We start from the raw sequence: 14,603 nt of genomic DNA, 5'->3' as shown, positions 1-14,603 counted from the left end.
CGGCCGGTCGCCTCTGGTGTTTTCAGCCCGGCACCGATGTTGAAAACGTCGGCGCCTCAGTCGAAAAGATGTCGAACCGATAGTATTCCCCTTGATGCCGCATGTTCAAATTCTACAAGCTCGCTTTTCGGACGCTTGCGTCTGAGATGCCTGCTGCCGGCGTCGGTCGGGCTCGTTTTTCAAAACGGCCCGCACCAACAATCCGCAAGGTGATCATTCACCACGCCCGTCGCCTGCAAATAGGCATAAATGATCGTGCTGCCGACAAAGGTGAAGCCACGCTTTTTCATGTCCTTGCTGATGGCATCAGACAACGGCGTGGTCGCCGGCACTTGATTCATCGCCGTCCAGCCTCCCACCACCGGTTGGCCGTCGACACGGTCCCAAAGGTAGGGCGCCAAGCCCCCCACCTCGTTCCGCAGCCGCAGGTAGGCCTGCGCGTTCTTGCGCACGCCCCACACCTTGAGCCGGTTACGCACGATGCGCGCGTCCTGCACGCGGGCTTCTAGATCCGCCTCGGTGTAGCGCGCCAGGCGCTCGACATCAAAGCCGTCGAATACGGCGCGATAACCCTCGCGCTTGTTCAAAATCGTCCGCCACGACAGTCCGGCCTGCGCACCTTCGAGAATCAGAAACTCGAACAGCACGCGCTCATCACGCTGCGGACGGCCCCATTCGGTGTCGTGGTAATGCGCCTCTTGCGGCGTATGCGTGGCCCAGGCGCAGCGAATGCGGTCATCGATCACGGCGTGGCTCAGATCAGGTTCGCGGCATCATAAGGCGATGACCGACCCCAACGGCCCCCTCGAAGACACCGGCCCACTCGCTGACCTCGCCCGAGAGGTGCGCGCCTGCACGCTGTGCGCCGCGCATCTGCCGCTGGGGCCGAGACCGATCCTGCGGGTCGATGAACGCACGCGCATTCTCATCACCGGGCAGGCGCCTGGCACTCGCGTGCACAACACCGGTATTCCGTGGAACGACCCCAGCGGGGAGCGCCTGCGCGACTGGCTGGGCGTGGACCACGAAACGTTCTACGCGTTGGAAAATTTCGGCGTCATGGCGATGGGCTTCTGCTACCCCGGCAAGGGCAAGGGCGGCGACCTGCCGCCACGACCCGAATGCGCGCCGCTCTGGCACGCGCGCGTCCGCGCCCTGCTACCCAGGGTGCAGCTCACCCTGCTGCCCGGCGCCTATGGCCAGCGGCATTACTTGGGCACGGGCAGCACGGCGCTCACCGACACCGTGCGCGATTTTCGCCGGCACCTGGCCCAAGGTTTCTTCCCGTTGCCCCACCCCAGCCCGCGCAATACACGCTGGTTGCGCGACCGGCCATGGTTCGAGGCCGAGGTGGTGCCGGTGCTGCGCGAAACAGTGGCCGCCATACTCGGCGCGACCAGGCGGTAACCGGCGCCCGCCGCTCAGGCCAAAAGCTGCGGCATCAGGTACATGCCCACCACGCCGATGGTCACCACGGCCACCCAGGCCTCGAACACCAACCGTACCGGTGTGGGCGCGTGGTTCAACTCCATGAAGTGCATCAGCACCATGCGCACCTTGATGGCGGCAATCACGAAGATCGCCGCAGTCGACCATTTCGGGTCGAAGTTGTCTTTGGCCAGGCCCCAGGTGGTGACAATGGTCGCCACCATCAACAGCGCCCAGACCACGCTGCCGGGTCGATGCAACAGGTTCATCGTCATCACCTCATCAGATACAGCAGCGGGAACAGCACGATCCACAGCAGATCGACCATGTGCCAGTAGATGCCGCCGCCCTCGAGCACGGCCATGCGCTGGCTGTTGTAGGCGCCGCCACGCGCACGCAGCCACAAGTACACCAGCATCACGCAGCCGCCGGTCACATGCAGCAGGTGCAGGCCGGTGAGCGTGTAGTAGTACATGTAGAAGTCGTTGGTGACCGGCGTGATGCCTGCGCCCAGCTTGTCGCCGTACTCGATCACCTTCGACACCCAGAAGGCGATGCCGCAGGCGAATGCCGCAAGCAGCCATTTGGCAATCTCGGCGCCGCGATCCTGCTTGGCGGCGTGCACCGCCTGCACCACAAACCACGAACTGGCCAGCAGAATCAGGGTGTTGATGCCGCCGATGTCGGCGCTCAGGCCGGTGGCCGACGCCTGAAACACGTCGGTCTGCTTGACCCGGTCCGACATGAACGAAAAGAACAGCACGGCAAAAAAGAACATGTCCGCGCCAACGAAAACCCAAACGCCTTCAACTGCGGGAAGGCGTTTGGTTGCAACCGTTGCTTTTGACATGCCGGGTTAGCGTGCCGCCGCGTAGCCTGAGCCACTGACCGGCACTTCCTTCGCTGCTTTGGCGCCGTCTTCAATCTCGATGCGGTTCACCGCCTTGATGATGAAGAACGACAGCGACACGATCCAGATGTACCAGGTCGGGAAGGCGATCCAGAAGTTGAACATGCCGTGGAAGGCAAACGGACCTTCCTTAAAGAACGGGATCAGGCTGACCGGGAAGAACGATGCCACGGTGACAAAGCCCCACCAGCACACCCAGCTCGGCACCAGCTTTTTCTCGCGCTTGTCACGCAGAAACACGAGCGACACCGCAATGATCTGCCAGCTGGTCACCATGTAGGCGATGTCGATGATCATCCAGCCGAGGTAGTACATGGTCTGGATGGCGACAGGCGGCAACACGTCGACTTGCAGTGCGCCGGTCAGCCAGATGCCGCAGGCCACGAGAATCGGGGCATACGTGATGGTGGCGCCCATCATTTCCATGTTGGACAGCATTCCCTCCGGCCCCTCGATGCGGCGCATCACGCGCGACACCGCGATGCCGAAGGTCATATAACAAGAGCCGAGCACGATGCACACCGACATGCCCAGCATGATTTCGAACTGCAGGTCCTTGTAGTGCTGCCACATGCCTTCGGCAGAAGTCGATGCCGCCATGGGCGGGAAATTGCTGGCCAGCAACCCCCACATGAAAAAGAAACCAATAAAGAAAATCGGGCCGGTCCAGGCCATCAGTTTCCAGGTGCCGTAATCGTTTGCGCGGGCTTGCATGGTTGAGATCTCCTCTCGCTGGCGGCGGGTCCCATGACCACACCTTTTGCCCCGAGTATGACCAAACCCGGTCCAGAGGAAAAGGGGTCGTGAGCAAATTGACTACTTTCGACAGTTTAGTGCGTGCCCTACATGCCTGCCCCGGCGCCTGCACCAATTGAAGGGAGCCGGGCAATCGTTCGGCAAAGGCCTTTGCACGAACGCATTGCGCCCCGCCCGGGAAGCCCGGACGGGGCGCAGTCAACAAACGCATAGCGCTGGCTTTGCGCTACTGCACCGTCGACGAGGGCACCCAACCCAAGGCATCGTCAACGCGAATGAAATGCCAGTGGCCGTCGCTGTTATAAACCCGCTGGTAGGCACGCGCCTGCGTGCCCGACGGCACGGCAACACCGGGCCGTACATCGCTGCGCGGCTGTTCACGCAGCGCGGTTGCCTCGATCAACACCACCGCCGTGGCCGGCCCGAGGCGCTGCGCCAGCGCGGCTTCGCTCACCTGCTCTTCCCCAGCATCCACGGCCGCATGCGCCGTACCCCCCAAAACAATGCTGCCAATCAACGCCGCCGCAGCCGCGATCAATCGCCCCGTTTTGCCTGAAAGAATGTTGTTCATGATGAATCCCCCTTCGTGAGACCGCCGATTCAAAGTGATGGGTTGCTGCCCGCGTGTCAACGTGCAGCCTAAAGCAGGTGACCAGCATGTTCACCGCAACCCGAACCATTCATGAAGCACTGGGGCGTGCCCTATAAGCTAGCTCCACTTCAATACGCTGCGGCCCCGCACCTCGTGACCCCACTGCCCCGCTGGCGACAATGGCTGCCGCCGCTCGCCTTGCTGCTTTACGGCCTGATTCTGATGCTCGGCAACATGCGCGGCATGGACGAGCAGTTGCTGCCCGACGCCAGCGACAAACTGATTCACGCCCTCGCCTATGGCGGCCTTGCCGCGCTGTTGTTTGTCGGGTTGCGCGCGCCCGCGTGGCTGCGTGCGTTGGGAATCGTCGCACTCATTGCCGTGCTGGGGGCCATTGATGAATTCATCCAGTCCTTCATGCCGCATCGAGAGGCCGACATCCTCGACTGGATCGCCGACGTGCTGGGCGCCACGGCCGTCTGCGCCGTGTTGGCCTTGATCAGAGTGTGCTTGCCGCCGCGGCTGCGGCGCTGGTGGCGCGGCGTTTGAAGCCGTGTTGCATCACAAAGTGGGCAAGCCACCAAGCTGCCGCCAACGACCCATACTCCACCCGACGGCATCGGCTTGGGGCAAGTTTTGGCTCGGTTGCAATCCGCCCTCGCCGCCCTTCGGCCGCCCGGTCGTCAGCCAAAGACCTCGTCCAGTCCGTAGCGACCTGCAGGCCGCCCGGCCAATGCTGCTGCCGCTCGCACCGCGCCTCGGGCAAAGTTCATCCGGCTGGAGGCCTTGTGGGTGAGTTCGAGGCGCTCACCGTCGCCCAAAAAAAGTACGGTGTGATCGCCCACCACGTCGCCGCCACGCACGGTCGCAAAGCCGAGGCTGCCGCGTGGGCGTGGACCAGTGTGGCCTTGCCGGGCGTAAACAGCCTGAGCGTCGAAATCAGTTTGCGCACCGGCGGCTGCGGCGCGGCCGAGCATCAAGGCCGTTCCACTGGGCGCATCAACCTTGTAGCGGTGGTGGGCTTCAACAATCTCGATGTCGAAGTCTGAGCCCAAGGCCGCCGCTGCCTGCCGGACCAGTTGCTGCAACAGGTGAATGCCGACGCTGAAATTGCCCGATTCACACAGGGCGATCTGGCGCGCGGCAGTATCAAGCGCGCGGCGACCGCCGGCATCGAAGCCGGTGGTGCCGATGACCATCGCGGTGCCGCTGCGGCAGGCCTTTTCAAGCGTCGCCAGCGTGGCCTCAGGACGGGTGAAGTCGATCAGCACGTCGACGGCCTCGGGCGACCAGTCGTCGGCCAACACCAGGGCGCCATCCGCATCGCTCAGTGCGCGGCCCAGCAGCGGGTGTCCGGAGGACTCCACCAGCGCCGCCAATTGGAGGGCAGGCCCGGCGGCGTTTACGGCCTCAATCAGGGTCCGTCCCATGCGGCCCGCCGCCCCGAGTATCCCGATGCGCGGGGTCGACAAACTGGCCATAGATCAATGTGTTTTGCTGGAATGATTCAAAAGGGTAGCGCGTGCGGCTCGTCGGCGAAGGCCAAGGTCAAGGCGCCGGGGCCGACGTTGATACCGCCGGTCATCGACAGCACGCTCTCAACCCGCTCGACCCCGTGCTTGGCGCAGGCGGCTACCAGCCGCTCATAGCCGGGCAACAACCGCATTCCCTCGAGGTTGCCGCCGTAACTCATGACCAGCGTGGGCGCCAGCAAGCCGCTTTCGATGCGAGAGATCGCGTAGTCAAACAATTGCTCGGCGCCGCGATCAAAGTGACGAAGCTTGGCCACCGGGCCGGTCTCGTTGCGATAACCGCGAATCAGCGGCTTGATGTCGAGCGCCGTGCCGAGCATCGCACCGATCCAGCCGACGCTGCGATCGCCCTTGGTTTTCGCACGGGCCCGCAGGTAGAACAGGTCCTGCGGCAGCATGTAGCCATGGATGTTCTGGGTCAGTGCTTCGAGCCGCTCGCGAATCTTGATCGGGTTTTCACCCTGCTTGATCATGCGGATGGCCTCGACCGCCATGAGACCCTGTGCGGCAAACAGGTTCTGGCAGTCAATCACACGCAGCGCAAACGGCCCGTTGATGCCGGCCTTGGCGCGAAACGGTTTGTAATCATTGAGAATCGCGAACGAGGCCTTCACCGCATTGTCGAACATCGGGCTGCGGCTGGAAGCGATGGTCAGGCAGAACACGAAATCGAAATCGATCACCAACTTTTCGAGGAAGAGTTGCTTGATCTGCTCGGTGGAAAACGCCGATGAGCCGGCATCGCCACGGCGGTCCCACTTGCTTTGGTAAAAGTGCTCCGTTTTTTCAGGGTCTCGCGTGTCGATTTCGTCGTGATCGCCCAAATGCAGGGTGATCGGCAAAATCACGATGCCGTGCGCCTCGATGAACGACTGCGGCAAGTCGCAGGCCGAGTCCACCACCAGTCCGATTCGCATGTTTCTCCTCTGGCGCGCTGGCCGCACAGTTATTTTTGCAGGACTCTAGCACGCTGAAAAATCGCCCTTCGGTCGCCATCAGCGACGTTTAACTTCACCCTTCGCCCGCTGCCAGCACGCCTCCATGGCGGCCAAGCGCGCTGGGTCGCCCGGCGGCGGAAAGGTCTCTTCAGCGGACTCCACCACGGCAAAGCGAGCGGCAAAGCGTACGTTGGCCGCATCAAGCGCCGCCGCTGGATCAACCCCCAGGTGGCGCGCCAGATTGACCACGGTGAACAGCACGTCACCCCACTCCTCGGCCACACGCTGCGGACCCTGGCTGCGGGCCTCGGCAAGTTCACGCCATTCTTCATCGAGCTTGGCCCATACCGAGACCAGATCGGGCCAGTCGAAGCCAATTTCTGCAGCACGCCGTTGCAATTGCAGCGCGGCACGCAGGGGCTCAGTGGCCATGGTGCTGAACCTTCATTGCCAGCATGTGCAGTAACCCGGCAGTGGCGCCCCAAATGCGGTGCCCGAGATGCTCAAGCTCGAAGAACGGCAACTCGATCCCGCCGCGGGCGAGCGTCTTGCGCCGGTAGGCGCCGGGGTCCAGGGCCGTTTCCAGCGGAAGTTCGAAAACCTCGGCGACTTCGTCAGGCGCCGGCCGCCAGGTGGCGGGGGGATCGGCAACATGCCCCACCACGGGCGTGATGCGAAATCCGGTCAGCGTCGGGTAGTCGTAGAGAAAGCCGATGACCCGAACCTGCGCAGGGTCCAGTCCGACTTCTTCCTCGGCTTCACGCAGGGCGGTGATGCGGCAGTTCCCGTCTGCAGCGTCACAGCGCCCGCCGGGAAAACTCACCTGCGCCGCATGCGCGCGCAGGTGCTCGGCGCGGCGGGTCAGCAAGATGCTGGGCCCCTCGGGGCGCTCCAGAAGTGTGATGAGCACGGCGGCATCCGTCAGCGGACGGCTCAGTTCACGTTTGGCCCAGTCGCGCAGGGCCTCCGGGATCTCGAGCAGGCTGAGCGATCGCGGACCGGCATCGCTGGTCGCGGACAGTGCGCTAGCGACCTTGCGACTGAGCGGCGACAATGCGCGCTCGGTTTCGTAGGGGGCTTCAGCAGCAGGCGACGAATGGAACGATCCTGGCATCAGTGGCTCACGCTCCGTGAGTGTGATCAGCGGTTGGGCGCCCCGAAGGGTACGGCGTTCAGAGCCTTCAAGTCGTCGCTGGACCGCTGGGTCGAAGGCCAAGATTTTCACCGCCTCGACGCGCACTTGCATGCGGACGACATTCAACGACTGCGACGCGGTAATCGACTCTACGATAGCACCGTGCATGTGGTCCTGTTGTCGCAGCAGACGGCCGAAATTATGGGCTTTATTGAGCGGTAATGTGGCTTTCCAATTGGCAAGGACGAACATTGCACGGCGGCGAGCGGCTGCGTAGCATGCAGGACCTATTTTCCACCCGGAGCCTCACATGTCTGCTACCGATCTGATCAAAAAGCTGCCCGCCGCGCTCAACCCTGATGCGGCCGCCGGCACCGATGCCACCATCCAGTTCAACATTTCGACGCCGATGAATGTCGTGATCAAGGACGGGGCCTGCACCGCCAACGACGGCGCGGCCGCCAGCCCCGATGTGTCCCTGACAATGGAAGACGACGATCTGGTCGCGCTACTGAAAGGCGAGCTCAACGGCATGACCGCGTTCATGACCGGCAAGTTGCAGCTCGAGGGCGACCTGATGCTCGCCCAGCGGATCGGCAGCCTGTTCGATACCAGCAAGCTCGGCTGAGAGACCACCCGTGGCACCCGAGTCAACCACCCCGGTCGTCGTCGATGACCGGGGTTTTTCTTTGCGCCGCGACGGCCAGGGTCGCCTCGGCTTGCACGCCGGGCATCATCCGCGCATCGGCGACGTCATTGCCGACTGGCTGGGTCCGGAGCAACGCCGCCGCCTGAGCGGCGGCAAGAAGCAACTGCTGGCAAGGGCCGTCGGCATCGGCAAACGCATGCCGCTGAGCGTGCTGGACGCCACCGGAGGGCTGGGTCGCGATGCCCACGTCATGGCTCACCTCGGCGCCACCGTGACGGTGTGTGAGCGTCAGCCGCTGATCGTCGCCCTGCTCGAAGACGCGTGGTCAAGGCTGGAACTGGTTGACGAGGCATGTGCCCGCCGCCTGAGGCTGCAGCCGGACGACGCTCAAGCGGTACTGCAGGGCGATCAAGATTGGGACGTCGTCTATCTGGACCCGATGTATCCGGGCCGCGACAAGTCGGCCCTGCCGGGCAAAGAGATGCAGTTTTTCCGTGAATTGACGGGTGGCGACCCCGATGCCGACACCCTACTGACACTCGCCCGTGCGCGGGCGCGCTGGCGGGTCGCGGTCAAGCGACCGCTGTCGGCGCCGCCACTGGCCGACCAGCCACCCGACCAGAGCCTGCGCGGCACGCAGGCGCGCTTTGATCTATACCTGACGAAATGATCCGATCCGAGGAGACGCGATGAAGCGACTGACGCTGATCCGCCACGCCAAATCCAATTGGAATGACCCTGACCTCACCGACTTTGAGCGGCCCCTCAATGGCCGCGGTCGCCGCGATGCGCCAGTCATGGCGTTGCGTCTGGCCGACGCAGTGGGCGCGCCGGACCTCTGGGTCAGCAGCCCGGCATTGCGGGCCATCACCACCGCCAGGCTGTTCGCCGAAGCCTTGTCGATGCCCGATACCGACGTTCTGCTGAGCCCCGACATCTACGATGCCGACTTGGCGCGATTGCGTTCGGTGCTGCAGGCGTTAAACGAGTCGGCACGCCATGTCTGGGTGTTCGGTCACAACCCGGGGCTCAGTGATCTGGCCCACTGGCTTCACAGCGCTGCGCCAGGTCACTTGCCGACCTGCGCGGCCGTGGCTTTCGACCTGCCGCCCGACCCGTGGTCAACGCTGCGGCCCGGCAGCGGACGGGTGCTGGCGCACCTCTATCCCAAGCAGACGGCGGGCTAAAGCCTGTTGACAGGCTAGCCGAGCGGCTTTAGGCCCTGTTCAAAGCGCCGCGCATTCTGGCGGTAGTGCTGCGCAGAAGCGGCGATGATCTTGATCTCGGCAGGGCTGAGTTCGCGCACAACTCTGGCCGGCGCGCCCATCAACATCACGCCGTCGGGGTAGACCTTGCCCTCGGGCACCAGCGCGCCCGCCGCCACCAGTGAATTGGCCCCAATCACCGCTCGGTTGAGGATGACGCTCTGTATGCCCACCAAGGTGTTGTCGCCGATGGTGCAGCCATGGAGCATCACCTGATGCCCAATCGTGCAGTCCTTACCGACCCGCAATTCAATACCCGCGTCGGTGTGCAGCACCGACGAATCCTGAATGTTGGAACCCTCGCCAATCACCAGGCGCTCGGTATCACCGCGCAGCACGCAGTTGAACCAGACGCTCGCGTACGCCCCGAGCTCCACCTGGCCGATGACGTCTGCAGAAGGCGCAACCCAGGCGCCACTGCCGAGCTGCGGCGAAACCCCATCAAGCGCGTACAGCACCCTGGGCTCAGGCTGCAGCGGAGACGGTGGCTTCGTTGCGGCCGAATCCGTGCCCGTTGTCGATCAGATATTCCAGCCACTTGCCAAGCGTGAGGTTGCGCCGCCACTGCTCGTCAAGGAAGCGCTCTGCCCACGGATCACCGTCATTTTCGGCCTGCCAGGGCGGCCGGTTGGGCTGATTGAGGGCCTCCGCAACGCAGGCATCGCGATAAATGCGCACCCAAAGGTCAGGCTGGTTGCGAACGCCCTTGTCGTCGACAAACTCGTAGGTGAGCTTGCAGGTCAGGGTGTAGCGGTCGCGCTCGGTGACCTGCAAATGCAAGGGCGGATCGGCCAATGTGTGAGAAATGGCTTTTTGCGGCGGCAGGTCCAGCGCAGGAATCAGCCGCTGCAACAACTTAAAGTTGCGCTCATACAGGTCGATCAACACCGCGAGCCTCTGGGGAGACGTCGTCGGCGCGGCGCGGGAGCGTTCTGGGTACGTCGGCATAGGCGGACTATAAGATATGGGAAAGAGCGAAGACAACGAAGACAACATGACAACCCAAGAAATTCCCGTAACCGCATTTTCCGATCAACGCCCGGGGACTGCGGGCTTGCGGAAGAAAGTGGCTCTAATGCAACAACCGCATTACCTGGCCAATTTCGTCCAGTCAATCTTCGACTGCGCCCCTGAATTGCGCGGCAACACCTTGATTATCGGTGGCGACGGTCGCTACTGGAACCGCGACGCCATCACCACATGTGTTCAGATGGCGGCGGCCAATGGAATTTCAAGGGTGCTCATCGGCCAAGGCGGACTTTTATCCACCCCGGCGGCCTCGAATCTGATCCGTCAGCGCGGCGCAGCGGGCGGTCTGGTGCTGACCGCCAGCCACAATCCGGCCGGTCCGGACGGTGATTTCGGCATCAAGTACAACATTGCCGGAGGCGGCCAGGCGCCTGAAGCGCTCACCGAGCGCATTTTTGAAACCAGCAAAGCGCTGACGCGCTACCGAATCGACCCGGACGTGCAGGTCGACCTCGACCGCGTTGGCACATCGCAGCAGGGCACGCTCGCGATCGAGGTCATCGACAGCGTCGACGACTACGCCGCACAAATGGCGACCCTGTTCGACTTTGAGCGCATCCGCGCCTGGCTCAGGCAAGGTCACCGCGTTCGCTTCGATGCGCTGCACGCTGTCACCGGCCCCTACGCGCGGCGCATTCTTGTCGAACAGTTGGGCGCCGCCGAGAGCGACATCGTCAACGCCGAACCGCTGGAAGACTTTGGCGGCGGGCATCCCGACCCCAACCTGATCTATGCCGCCGACCTGGTCGCCGCCATGAATGGCCCAGACGCCGCAGATCTGGGTGCCGCCAGCGATGGCGACGGCGACCGCAACATGATTCTCGGCCCCGGCGTGTTCGTCTCGCCCGGAGACTCCTTGGCAATGCTGGCGGACAACCTCCACCTATGCCCGGGTTATGCCGATGGCGTGGTCGGCATCGCCCGCTCAATGCCCACCTGCCGGGCGGCTGATCACGTCGCGCGGCGGCGCGGCATTGCGATTCACGAGACGCCCACCGGCTGGAAATTCTTCTGCAACCTGCTCGACGCGGGGCACATTACCGTCTGCGGTGAAGAAAGCTTCGGCACCGGCTCGACCCATGTTCGCGAGAAGGACGGGCTTTGGGCCGTGCTGGCCTGGGCCAACATCCTCGCCGCCAGCGGCCGTTCGCTGCCCGAAATCGCCACGGCACACTGGCAGCGCTGCGGTCGACATTACTTTCAGCGTCACGACTATGAGGGTCTGCCAGCCGAGACTGCTGACGGCATCGTCGAAGACCTACGGGCGCGCCTGCCGACACTGGTCGGACAAACGCTGGGCGGCCTGGGCGTCACCGCTGCCGATGATTTCGCCTACACAGACCCCATTGACGGCAGCCGCGCCACTGGCCAGGGCCTGCGGGTGGTGATGGGCGATGCAGCCCGAATCGTGCTGCGAAAGTCCGGAACCGGCACCGACGGTGCCACCCTGCGGCTGTACCTTGAACATTGGCGTCAGGATGCGCTGGACCTTGATCCGGCGGCGGCACTGGCGCCGCTAGCGGCAGTGGCGGACACTCTGATCGACCTGCGCCAACGCACTGGCCGGGCGAAGCCTGACGTGGTGACCTGACGCGGCCATTGCGCCATACCGACGAAGGACCTTTTCATGCGCTTGATCATCGTGCTCGGAGTGCTGCTGGTCGCCCTGACCGGCTGGATCGTCTGGAACAACCCGGAGCGAATCGACCTCGACTCGGCCGCCCGCGCCGACGTCGACATGCAGTTCATCGGCCTCTCGCAGGGCACCACCGGCTACACGCTCGGCGGTGATGACGATGCGCCCTGGGTGGTGCTGATTCACGGCTACTCGGTGCCCAGCGCCCAGTGGGCCGACACCGCCAAGGCGCTGCAGGATGCCGGCTACAGGACCCTGCATTACGACCTTTATGGCCGCGGTTGGTCGGATCGCCCCGGCGGCGATTACGACCTGGATCGCTACGCGCAGCAGCTCACCGAATTGCTCGACGTGCTCGGTGCGCCTGAGCAGGTGCGGCTGGTCGGCCTGTCGATGGGTGGCCTGATTGCCGCGCATTACGCCGTCACGCGCCCCGAAAAGGTCGCCGAACTGGCGCTGATCGCGCCCTTCAATGCCGTGCCGGACATACCCGACATCCTCACCTGGCCGCTGATCGGCAAGGTGGTTGCCCATGCCCTGTACTTCCCGCGGCAAATCGAGATGCAGAAGGACGCCTTCGCCGACCCGGCAATGGCCGAGCAGTACCTGCCGCTGTTCACCGAGCAGTTGCCGTACCGCGGCTTCAGGCGGGCCATTTACTCGACCCTGCAAACGGTCATCCTCAAAGACCCGCTGCCCACGTATCTTGAGCTAGGCACGCAGGGGCGCGACATTCACCTGATCTGGGGCAGCGAAGACCGTGTCGTGCCCATTGACCAAGCCACCCGCCTGCTGCGCGCCCTGCGGCCCGACGCCAACCTGGTGACCATTGACGGTGCCGGCCATGCGCCGCATCTCGAAGCTCCAGAGGCGACGCAGGCGGCGCTTATCGATGCGCTCGGGGCAGCCCAACCCGAACCAGTGGCGCCGGAAGACGTTCCGAGCTGACATCCAGCGCAGCGCCATCGGCCGTCAGGGCCGCCGACTCAATCTGTGGATAGCGCGGCAGTGGCAAGCTGATCGGCGGCCGCTGAAACGCCTTCGCCCAAGATTCACCCGGCTCACGATCATAAAGATGCACCTGCGCCAGGGTCACCACGGCGGCGCGACGTCCCGCCGCATCGAAGTCCATCGCCGTGACCCAATTGAGGCGCCGCGCCTGCCGCGCTGGCCCTGGCTGGCGCGGGATATTGATAGACCCCAGCGCCTCGGCAACCTGCAAGCTCAGCGGCGCGGGTGGGTCGAGTGACACGCGATACAACCGCGGCACCGGGTCGCGCTTGCTGAGCAGGTAGACCTGCCGATTGGCCGTGTCGACCGCCACCGCCTCGACGTCACGAGGGCCATCGGGATAGCGCAGCGTCAACGTCCGCTGCGGGACCAGCACCGTCGCCACATCAAGGCGGCGCGGCTCGGGAATCACATACAAGCTCACCGTGCCGCGAATCGCGAAGTTGTCTCCAACGTCAGCCAGCAGCAGCGCCGGATCGCCGTGATTGTCGAAGGCCGCGATGTCTTCCCAGTCGATATTGAAGGTATTGCGCAGGCCAAAGGCGCCCAGCGTTTCGCCGCTTTTCCGTGACACCGCGAACAATTGCGCGCTGTTGAACGCGTCGTTGTGGGTCCAGAGCCGGTCGGCATCGAAACCGCTGCGTGCCAGGCCGCTGGATTCATCAATGCGCTTGTCCAACAGCGTCACCACGCCAAGTGACTGACCCGGCGATGGCGCGTTGTCGACGTTGGCGGTGGCGCACCCAGTGGCAATCATGCAGGCCAGAAGGCTTGCCCGCCCGCTGCGCAAGCCACGCCATTTGCCAACCCGGGGAATAATCAAAACAGCGTCTTGCGCAGCGCTTTTTCTTGCATGATCAGCGTGGTCATTTCTTCAATCGACATATTGGCCGAGTTGAGAAACGGCACCTGATGCTTGCGATACAACGCTTCGGCCTGGCGCAGCTCGAAGGCGCACTGCGCCAGCGACGCGTATTGCGAACCGGGTCGACGCTCCGAGCGGACTTGCGACAGCCGCTCGGGGTCGGAGGTCAAGCCGAACAACTTTGTGGGGTTCTCCCTGAGCACATCAGGCATGCGGCCGGCTTCGAGGTCTTCGGCAATCAACGGATAGTTGGTGGCGAACACGCCGTACTGCAGCGCCATGTACAGGCTTGTGGGCGTCTTGCCGCAACGCGAGGGCGCAATCAGGATCAGCTCGGCCTTGGCCAGATCGCGCACCGACTGGCCGTCGTCGTGCTCCATGGCGTAGTTCATCGCCGCGATGCGCGCGTTGTAGCGCTTGTTGTCGGTCAGCCCGTGCGCACGGCCCTGTGCGTGGGAGGAGTCGCGGCCCAGCTCCGCCTCCAGACCCGGAATGAACTGGTCGAAGAAGTCGAGAAACAGGGCGTTGGCATCGCGCAGCACGTCGCGCACCGCGTCGTTGACCGTGGTGCTGATCAGGATCGGCCGCGAACCACCGCGTTCGGCAACGTGGTTGATGTACTCCACCGTTGACCGGGCGCGCTCAACCGTGGTGATGAACGGCAGCGTGGTCTTGTGAAACACCTCGCCTTCGAACTGCGTCAGCAGCGTGTTGCCCAGTGTCTCGGCAGTGATGCCGGTCCCGTCGGACAGGAAGAAAACGGATCGCGGCGTGCTCATAAGGGCATCGGTGTAAGCTTGCCGGCAGTGTGCGGCAGTCGGCTGCGTGTTGCAGCCAGACGCCATGCTTTCGATAAT

General features: G+C 63.7%; 21 protein-coding genes. 8 read left to right on the top strand and 13 right to left on the bottom strand.

Annotated features, from left to right (window positions below):
• Positions 1-179: 179 nt before the first annotated feature.
• A complete protein-coding gene (locus tag U741_RS0107540) occupies positions 180-746 on the bottom strand; it encodes a DNA-3-methyladenine glycosylase I (RefSeq protein WP_029889870.1) in 567 nt (188 codons plus the stop codon).
• A 37-nt stretch (positions 747-783) separates the two neighbouring features.
• Here U741_RS0107540 and U741_RS0107535 point away from each other — a divergent pair, with 37 nt between their 5' ends.
• Positions 784-1,407, top strand: a complete 624-nt coding sequence (locus tag U741_RS0107535; protein WP_052378596.1) for a uracil-DNA glycosylase family protein — start codon at positions 784-786, stop codon at positions 1,405-1,407.
• Between the two features lie 14 nt (positions 1,408-1,421).
• Here the strand turns inward: U741_RS0107535 and U741_RS0107530 are convergent, their stop codons facing one another.
• From U741_RS0107530 to U741_RS0107515, 4 genes are all read right to left on the bottom strand, one after another.
• Complete coding sequence (locus U741_RS0107530) at positions 1,422-1,697, bottom strand: cytochrome C oxidase subunit IV family protein (RefSeq protein WP_029889868.1); 276 nt, start codon at positions 1,695-1,697, stop codon at positions 1,422-1,424.
• 5 nt (positions 1,698-1,702) lie between these two features.
• Complete coding sequence (locus U741_RS0107525) at positions 1,703-2,278, bottom strand: cytochrome c oxidase subunit 3 (protein WP_029889867.1); 576 nt, start codon at positions 2,276-2,278, stop codon at positions 1,703-1,705.
• A 6-nt stretch (positions 2,279-2,284) separates the two neighbouring features.
• Positions 2,285-3,052 (bottom strand): hypothetical protein, encoded by a 768-nt coding sequence (locus U741_RS0107520; RefSeq protein ID WP_029889866.1) that lies wholly within the window; start codon positions 3,050-3,052, stop codon positions 2,285-2,287.
• 268 nt (positions 3,053-3,320) lie between these two features.
• Positions 3,321-3,665 carry a hypothetical protein gene (locus U741_RS0107515; RefSeq protein ID WP_029889865.1) on the bottom strand — a complete coding sequence of 115 codons (345 nt, stop codon included), beginning with the start codon at positions 3,663-3,665 and terminating at the stop codon, positions 3,321-3,323.
• Between the two features lie 174 nt (positions 3,666-3,839).
• On the opposite strand from U741_RS0107515, the gene U741_RS0107510 reads away from it, so the two are divergent.
• Positions 3,840-4,235 carry a VanZ family protein gene (locus U741_RS0107510; protein ID WP_052378594.1) on the top strand — a complete coding sequence of 132 codons (396 nt, stop codon included), beginning with the start codon at positions 3,840-3,842 and terminating at the stop codon, positions 4,233-4,235.
• 134 nt (positions 4,236-4,369) lie between these two features.
• On the opposite strand, the gene dapB is transcribed toward U741_RS0107510, so the two are convergent.
• From dapB to U741_RS0107490, 4 genes are all read right to left on the bottom strand, one after another.
• Positions 4,370-5,167 carry a 4-hydroxy-tetrahydrodipicolinate reductase gene (gene dapB, locus U741_RS0107505; RefSeq protein WP_029889863.1) on the bottom strand — a complete coding sequence of 266 codons (798 nt, stop codon included), beginning with the start codon at positions 5,165-5,167 and terminating at the stop codon, positions 4,370-4,372.
• A gap of 26 nt (positions 5,168-5,193) precedes the next feature.
• Positions 5,194-6,135, bottom strand: a complete 942-nt coding sequence (locus tag U741_RS0107500; protein WP_029889862.1) for a DegV family protein — start codon at positions 6,133-6,135, stop codon at positions 5,194-5,196.
• A gap of 78 nt (positions 6,136-6,213) precedes the next feature.
• Positions 6,214-6,588 carry a pyrophosphohydrolase domain-containing protein gene (locus U741_RS0107495; RefSeq protein ID WP_029889861.1) on the bottom strand — a complete coding sequence of 125 codons (375 nt, stop codon included), beginning with the start codon at positions 6,586-6,588 and terminating at the stop codon, positions 6,214-6,216.
• Complete coding sequence (locus U741_RS0107490) at positions 6,578-7,270, bottom strand: CoA pyrophosphatase (RefSeq protein ID WP_052378593.1); 693 nt, start codon at positions 7,268-7,270, stop codon at positions 6,578-6,580. The genes U741_RS0107495 and U741_RS0107490 overlap by 11 nt, the downstream gene beginning before the upstream one ends.
• Here U741_RS0107490 and U741_RS19415 point away from each other — a divergent pair.
• The 4 genes from U741_RS19415 to U741_RS0107470 all read left to right on the top strand — a co-directional run bounded on the left by U741_RS19415 (position 7,253) and on the right by U741_RS0107470 (position 9,127).
• On the top strand, positions 7,253-7,513 hold the full coding sequence (locus U741_RS19415) for a hypothetical protein (RefSeq protein ID WP_052378592.1): 261 nt from the start codon (positions 7,253-7,255) through the stop codon (positions 7,511-7,513). The genes U741_RS0107490 and U741_RS19415 overlap by 18 nt on opposite strands.
• A gap of 88 nt (positions 7,514-7,601) precedes the next feature.
• Complete coding sequence (locus tag U741_RS0107480) at positions 7,602-7,919, top strand: SCP2 sterol-binding domain-containing protein (RefSeq protein WP_029889858.1); 318 nt, start codon at positions 7,602-7,604, stop codon at positions 7,917-7,919.
• Positions 7,920-7,929: 10 nt separating this feature from the next.
• Complete coding sequence (locus U741_RS0107475) at positions 7,930-8,610, top strand: class I SAM-dependent methyltransferase (RefSeq protein WP_052378591.1); 681 nt, start codon at positions 7,930-7,932, stop codon at positions 8,608-8,610.
• Between the two features lie 19 nt (positions 8,611-8,629).
• Entirely contained in the window at positions 8,630-9,127 is a 498-nt protein-coding gene (locus tag U741_RS0107470) for a SixA phosphatase family protein (protein ID WP_029889856.1), read from the top strand.
• 14 nt (positions 9,128-9,141) lie between these two features.
• Here U741_RS0107470 and U741_RS0107465 read toward each other — a convergent pair whose 3' ends face one another.
• A complete protein-coding gene (locus U741_RS0107465) occupies positions 9,142-9,663 on the bottom strand; it encodes a gamma carbonic anhydrase family protein (RefSeq protein ID WP_029889855.1) in 522 nt (173 codons plus the stop codon).
• 7 nt (positions 9,664-9,670) lie between these two features.
• Complete coding sequence (locus U741_RS0107460) at positions 9,671-10,093, bottom strand: DUF1249 domain-containing protein (RefSeq protein WP_043110231.1); 423 nt, start codon at positions 10,091-10,093, stop codon at positions 9,671-9,673.
• A 106-nt stretch (positions 10,094-10,199) separates the two neighbouring features.
• On the opposite strand from U741_RS0107460, the gene U741_RS0107455 reads away from it, so the two are divergent.
• Positions 10,200-11,825 (top strand): alpha-D-glucose phosphate-specific phosphoglucomutase, encoded by a 1,626-nt coding sequence (locus tag U741_RS0107455; RefSeq protein WP_029889853.1) that lies wholly within the window; start codon positions 10,200-10,202, stop codon positions 11,823-11,825.
• Positions 11,826-11,861: 36 nt separating this feature from the next.
• Positions 11,862-12,818, top strand: coding sequence for an alpha/beta fold hydrolase (locus U741_RS0107450; protein WP_029889852.1), 957 nt, complete (start codon positions 11,862-11,864; stop codon positions 12,816-12,818).
• On the opposite strand, the gene U741_RS18315 is transcribed toward U741_RS0107450, so the two are convergent.
• Positions 12,757-13,638, bottom strand: coding sequence for an SdiA-regulated/phytase-like domain-containing protein (locus tag U741_RS18315; protein WP_152551534.1), 882 nt, complete (start codon positions 13,636-13,638; stop codon positions 12,757-12,759). The genes U741_RS0107450 and U741_RS18315 overlap by 62 nt on opposite strands.
• Positions 13,639-13,700: 62 nt before the next feature.
• On the bottom strand, positions 13,701-14,525 hold the full coding sequence (ppsR, locus tag U741_RS0107440) for a posphoenolpyruvate synthetase regulatory kinase/phosphorylase PpsR (protein WP_029889850.1): 825 nt from the start codon (positions 14,523-14,525) through the stop codon (positions 13,701-13,703).
• Positions 14,526-14,603: the final 78 nt, after the last annotated feature.

It is taken from the genome of Polycyclovorans algicola TG408 (assembly GCF_000711245.1).
Taxonomy (GTDB): domain Bacteria; phylum Pseudomonadota; class Gammaproteobacteria; order Nevskiales; family Nevskiaceae; genus Polycyclovorans; species Polycyclovorans algicola.
Note: the sequence above shows the minus strand (reverse complement) of the source record. Positions and strands in the feature narration are given on the sequence as shown.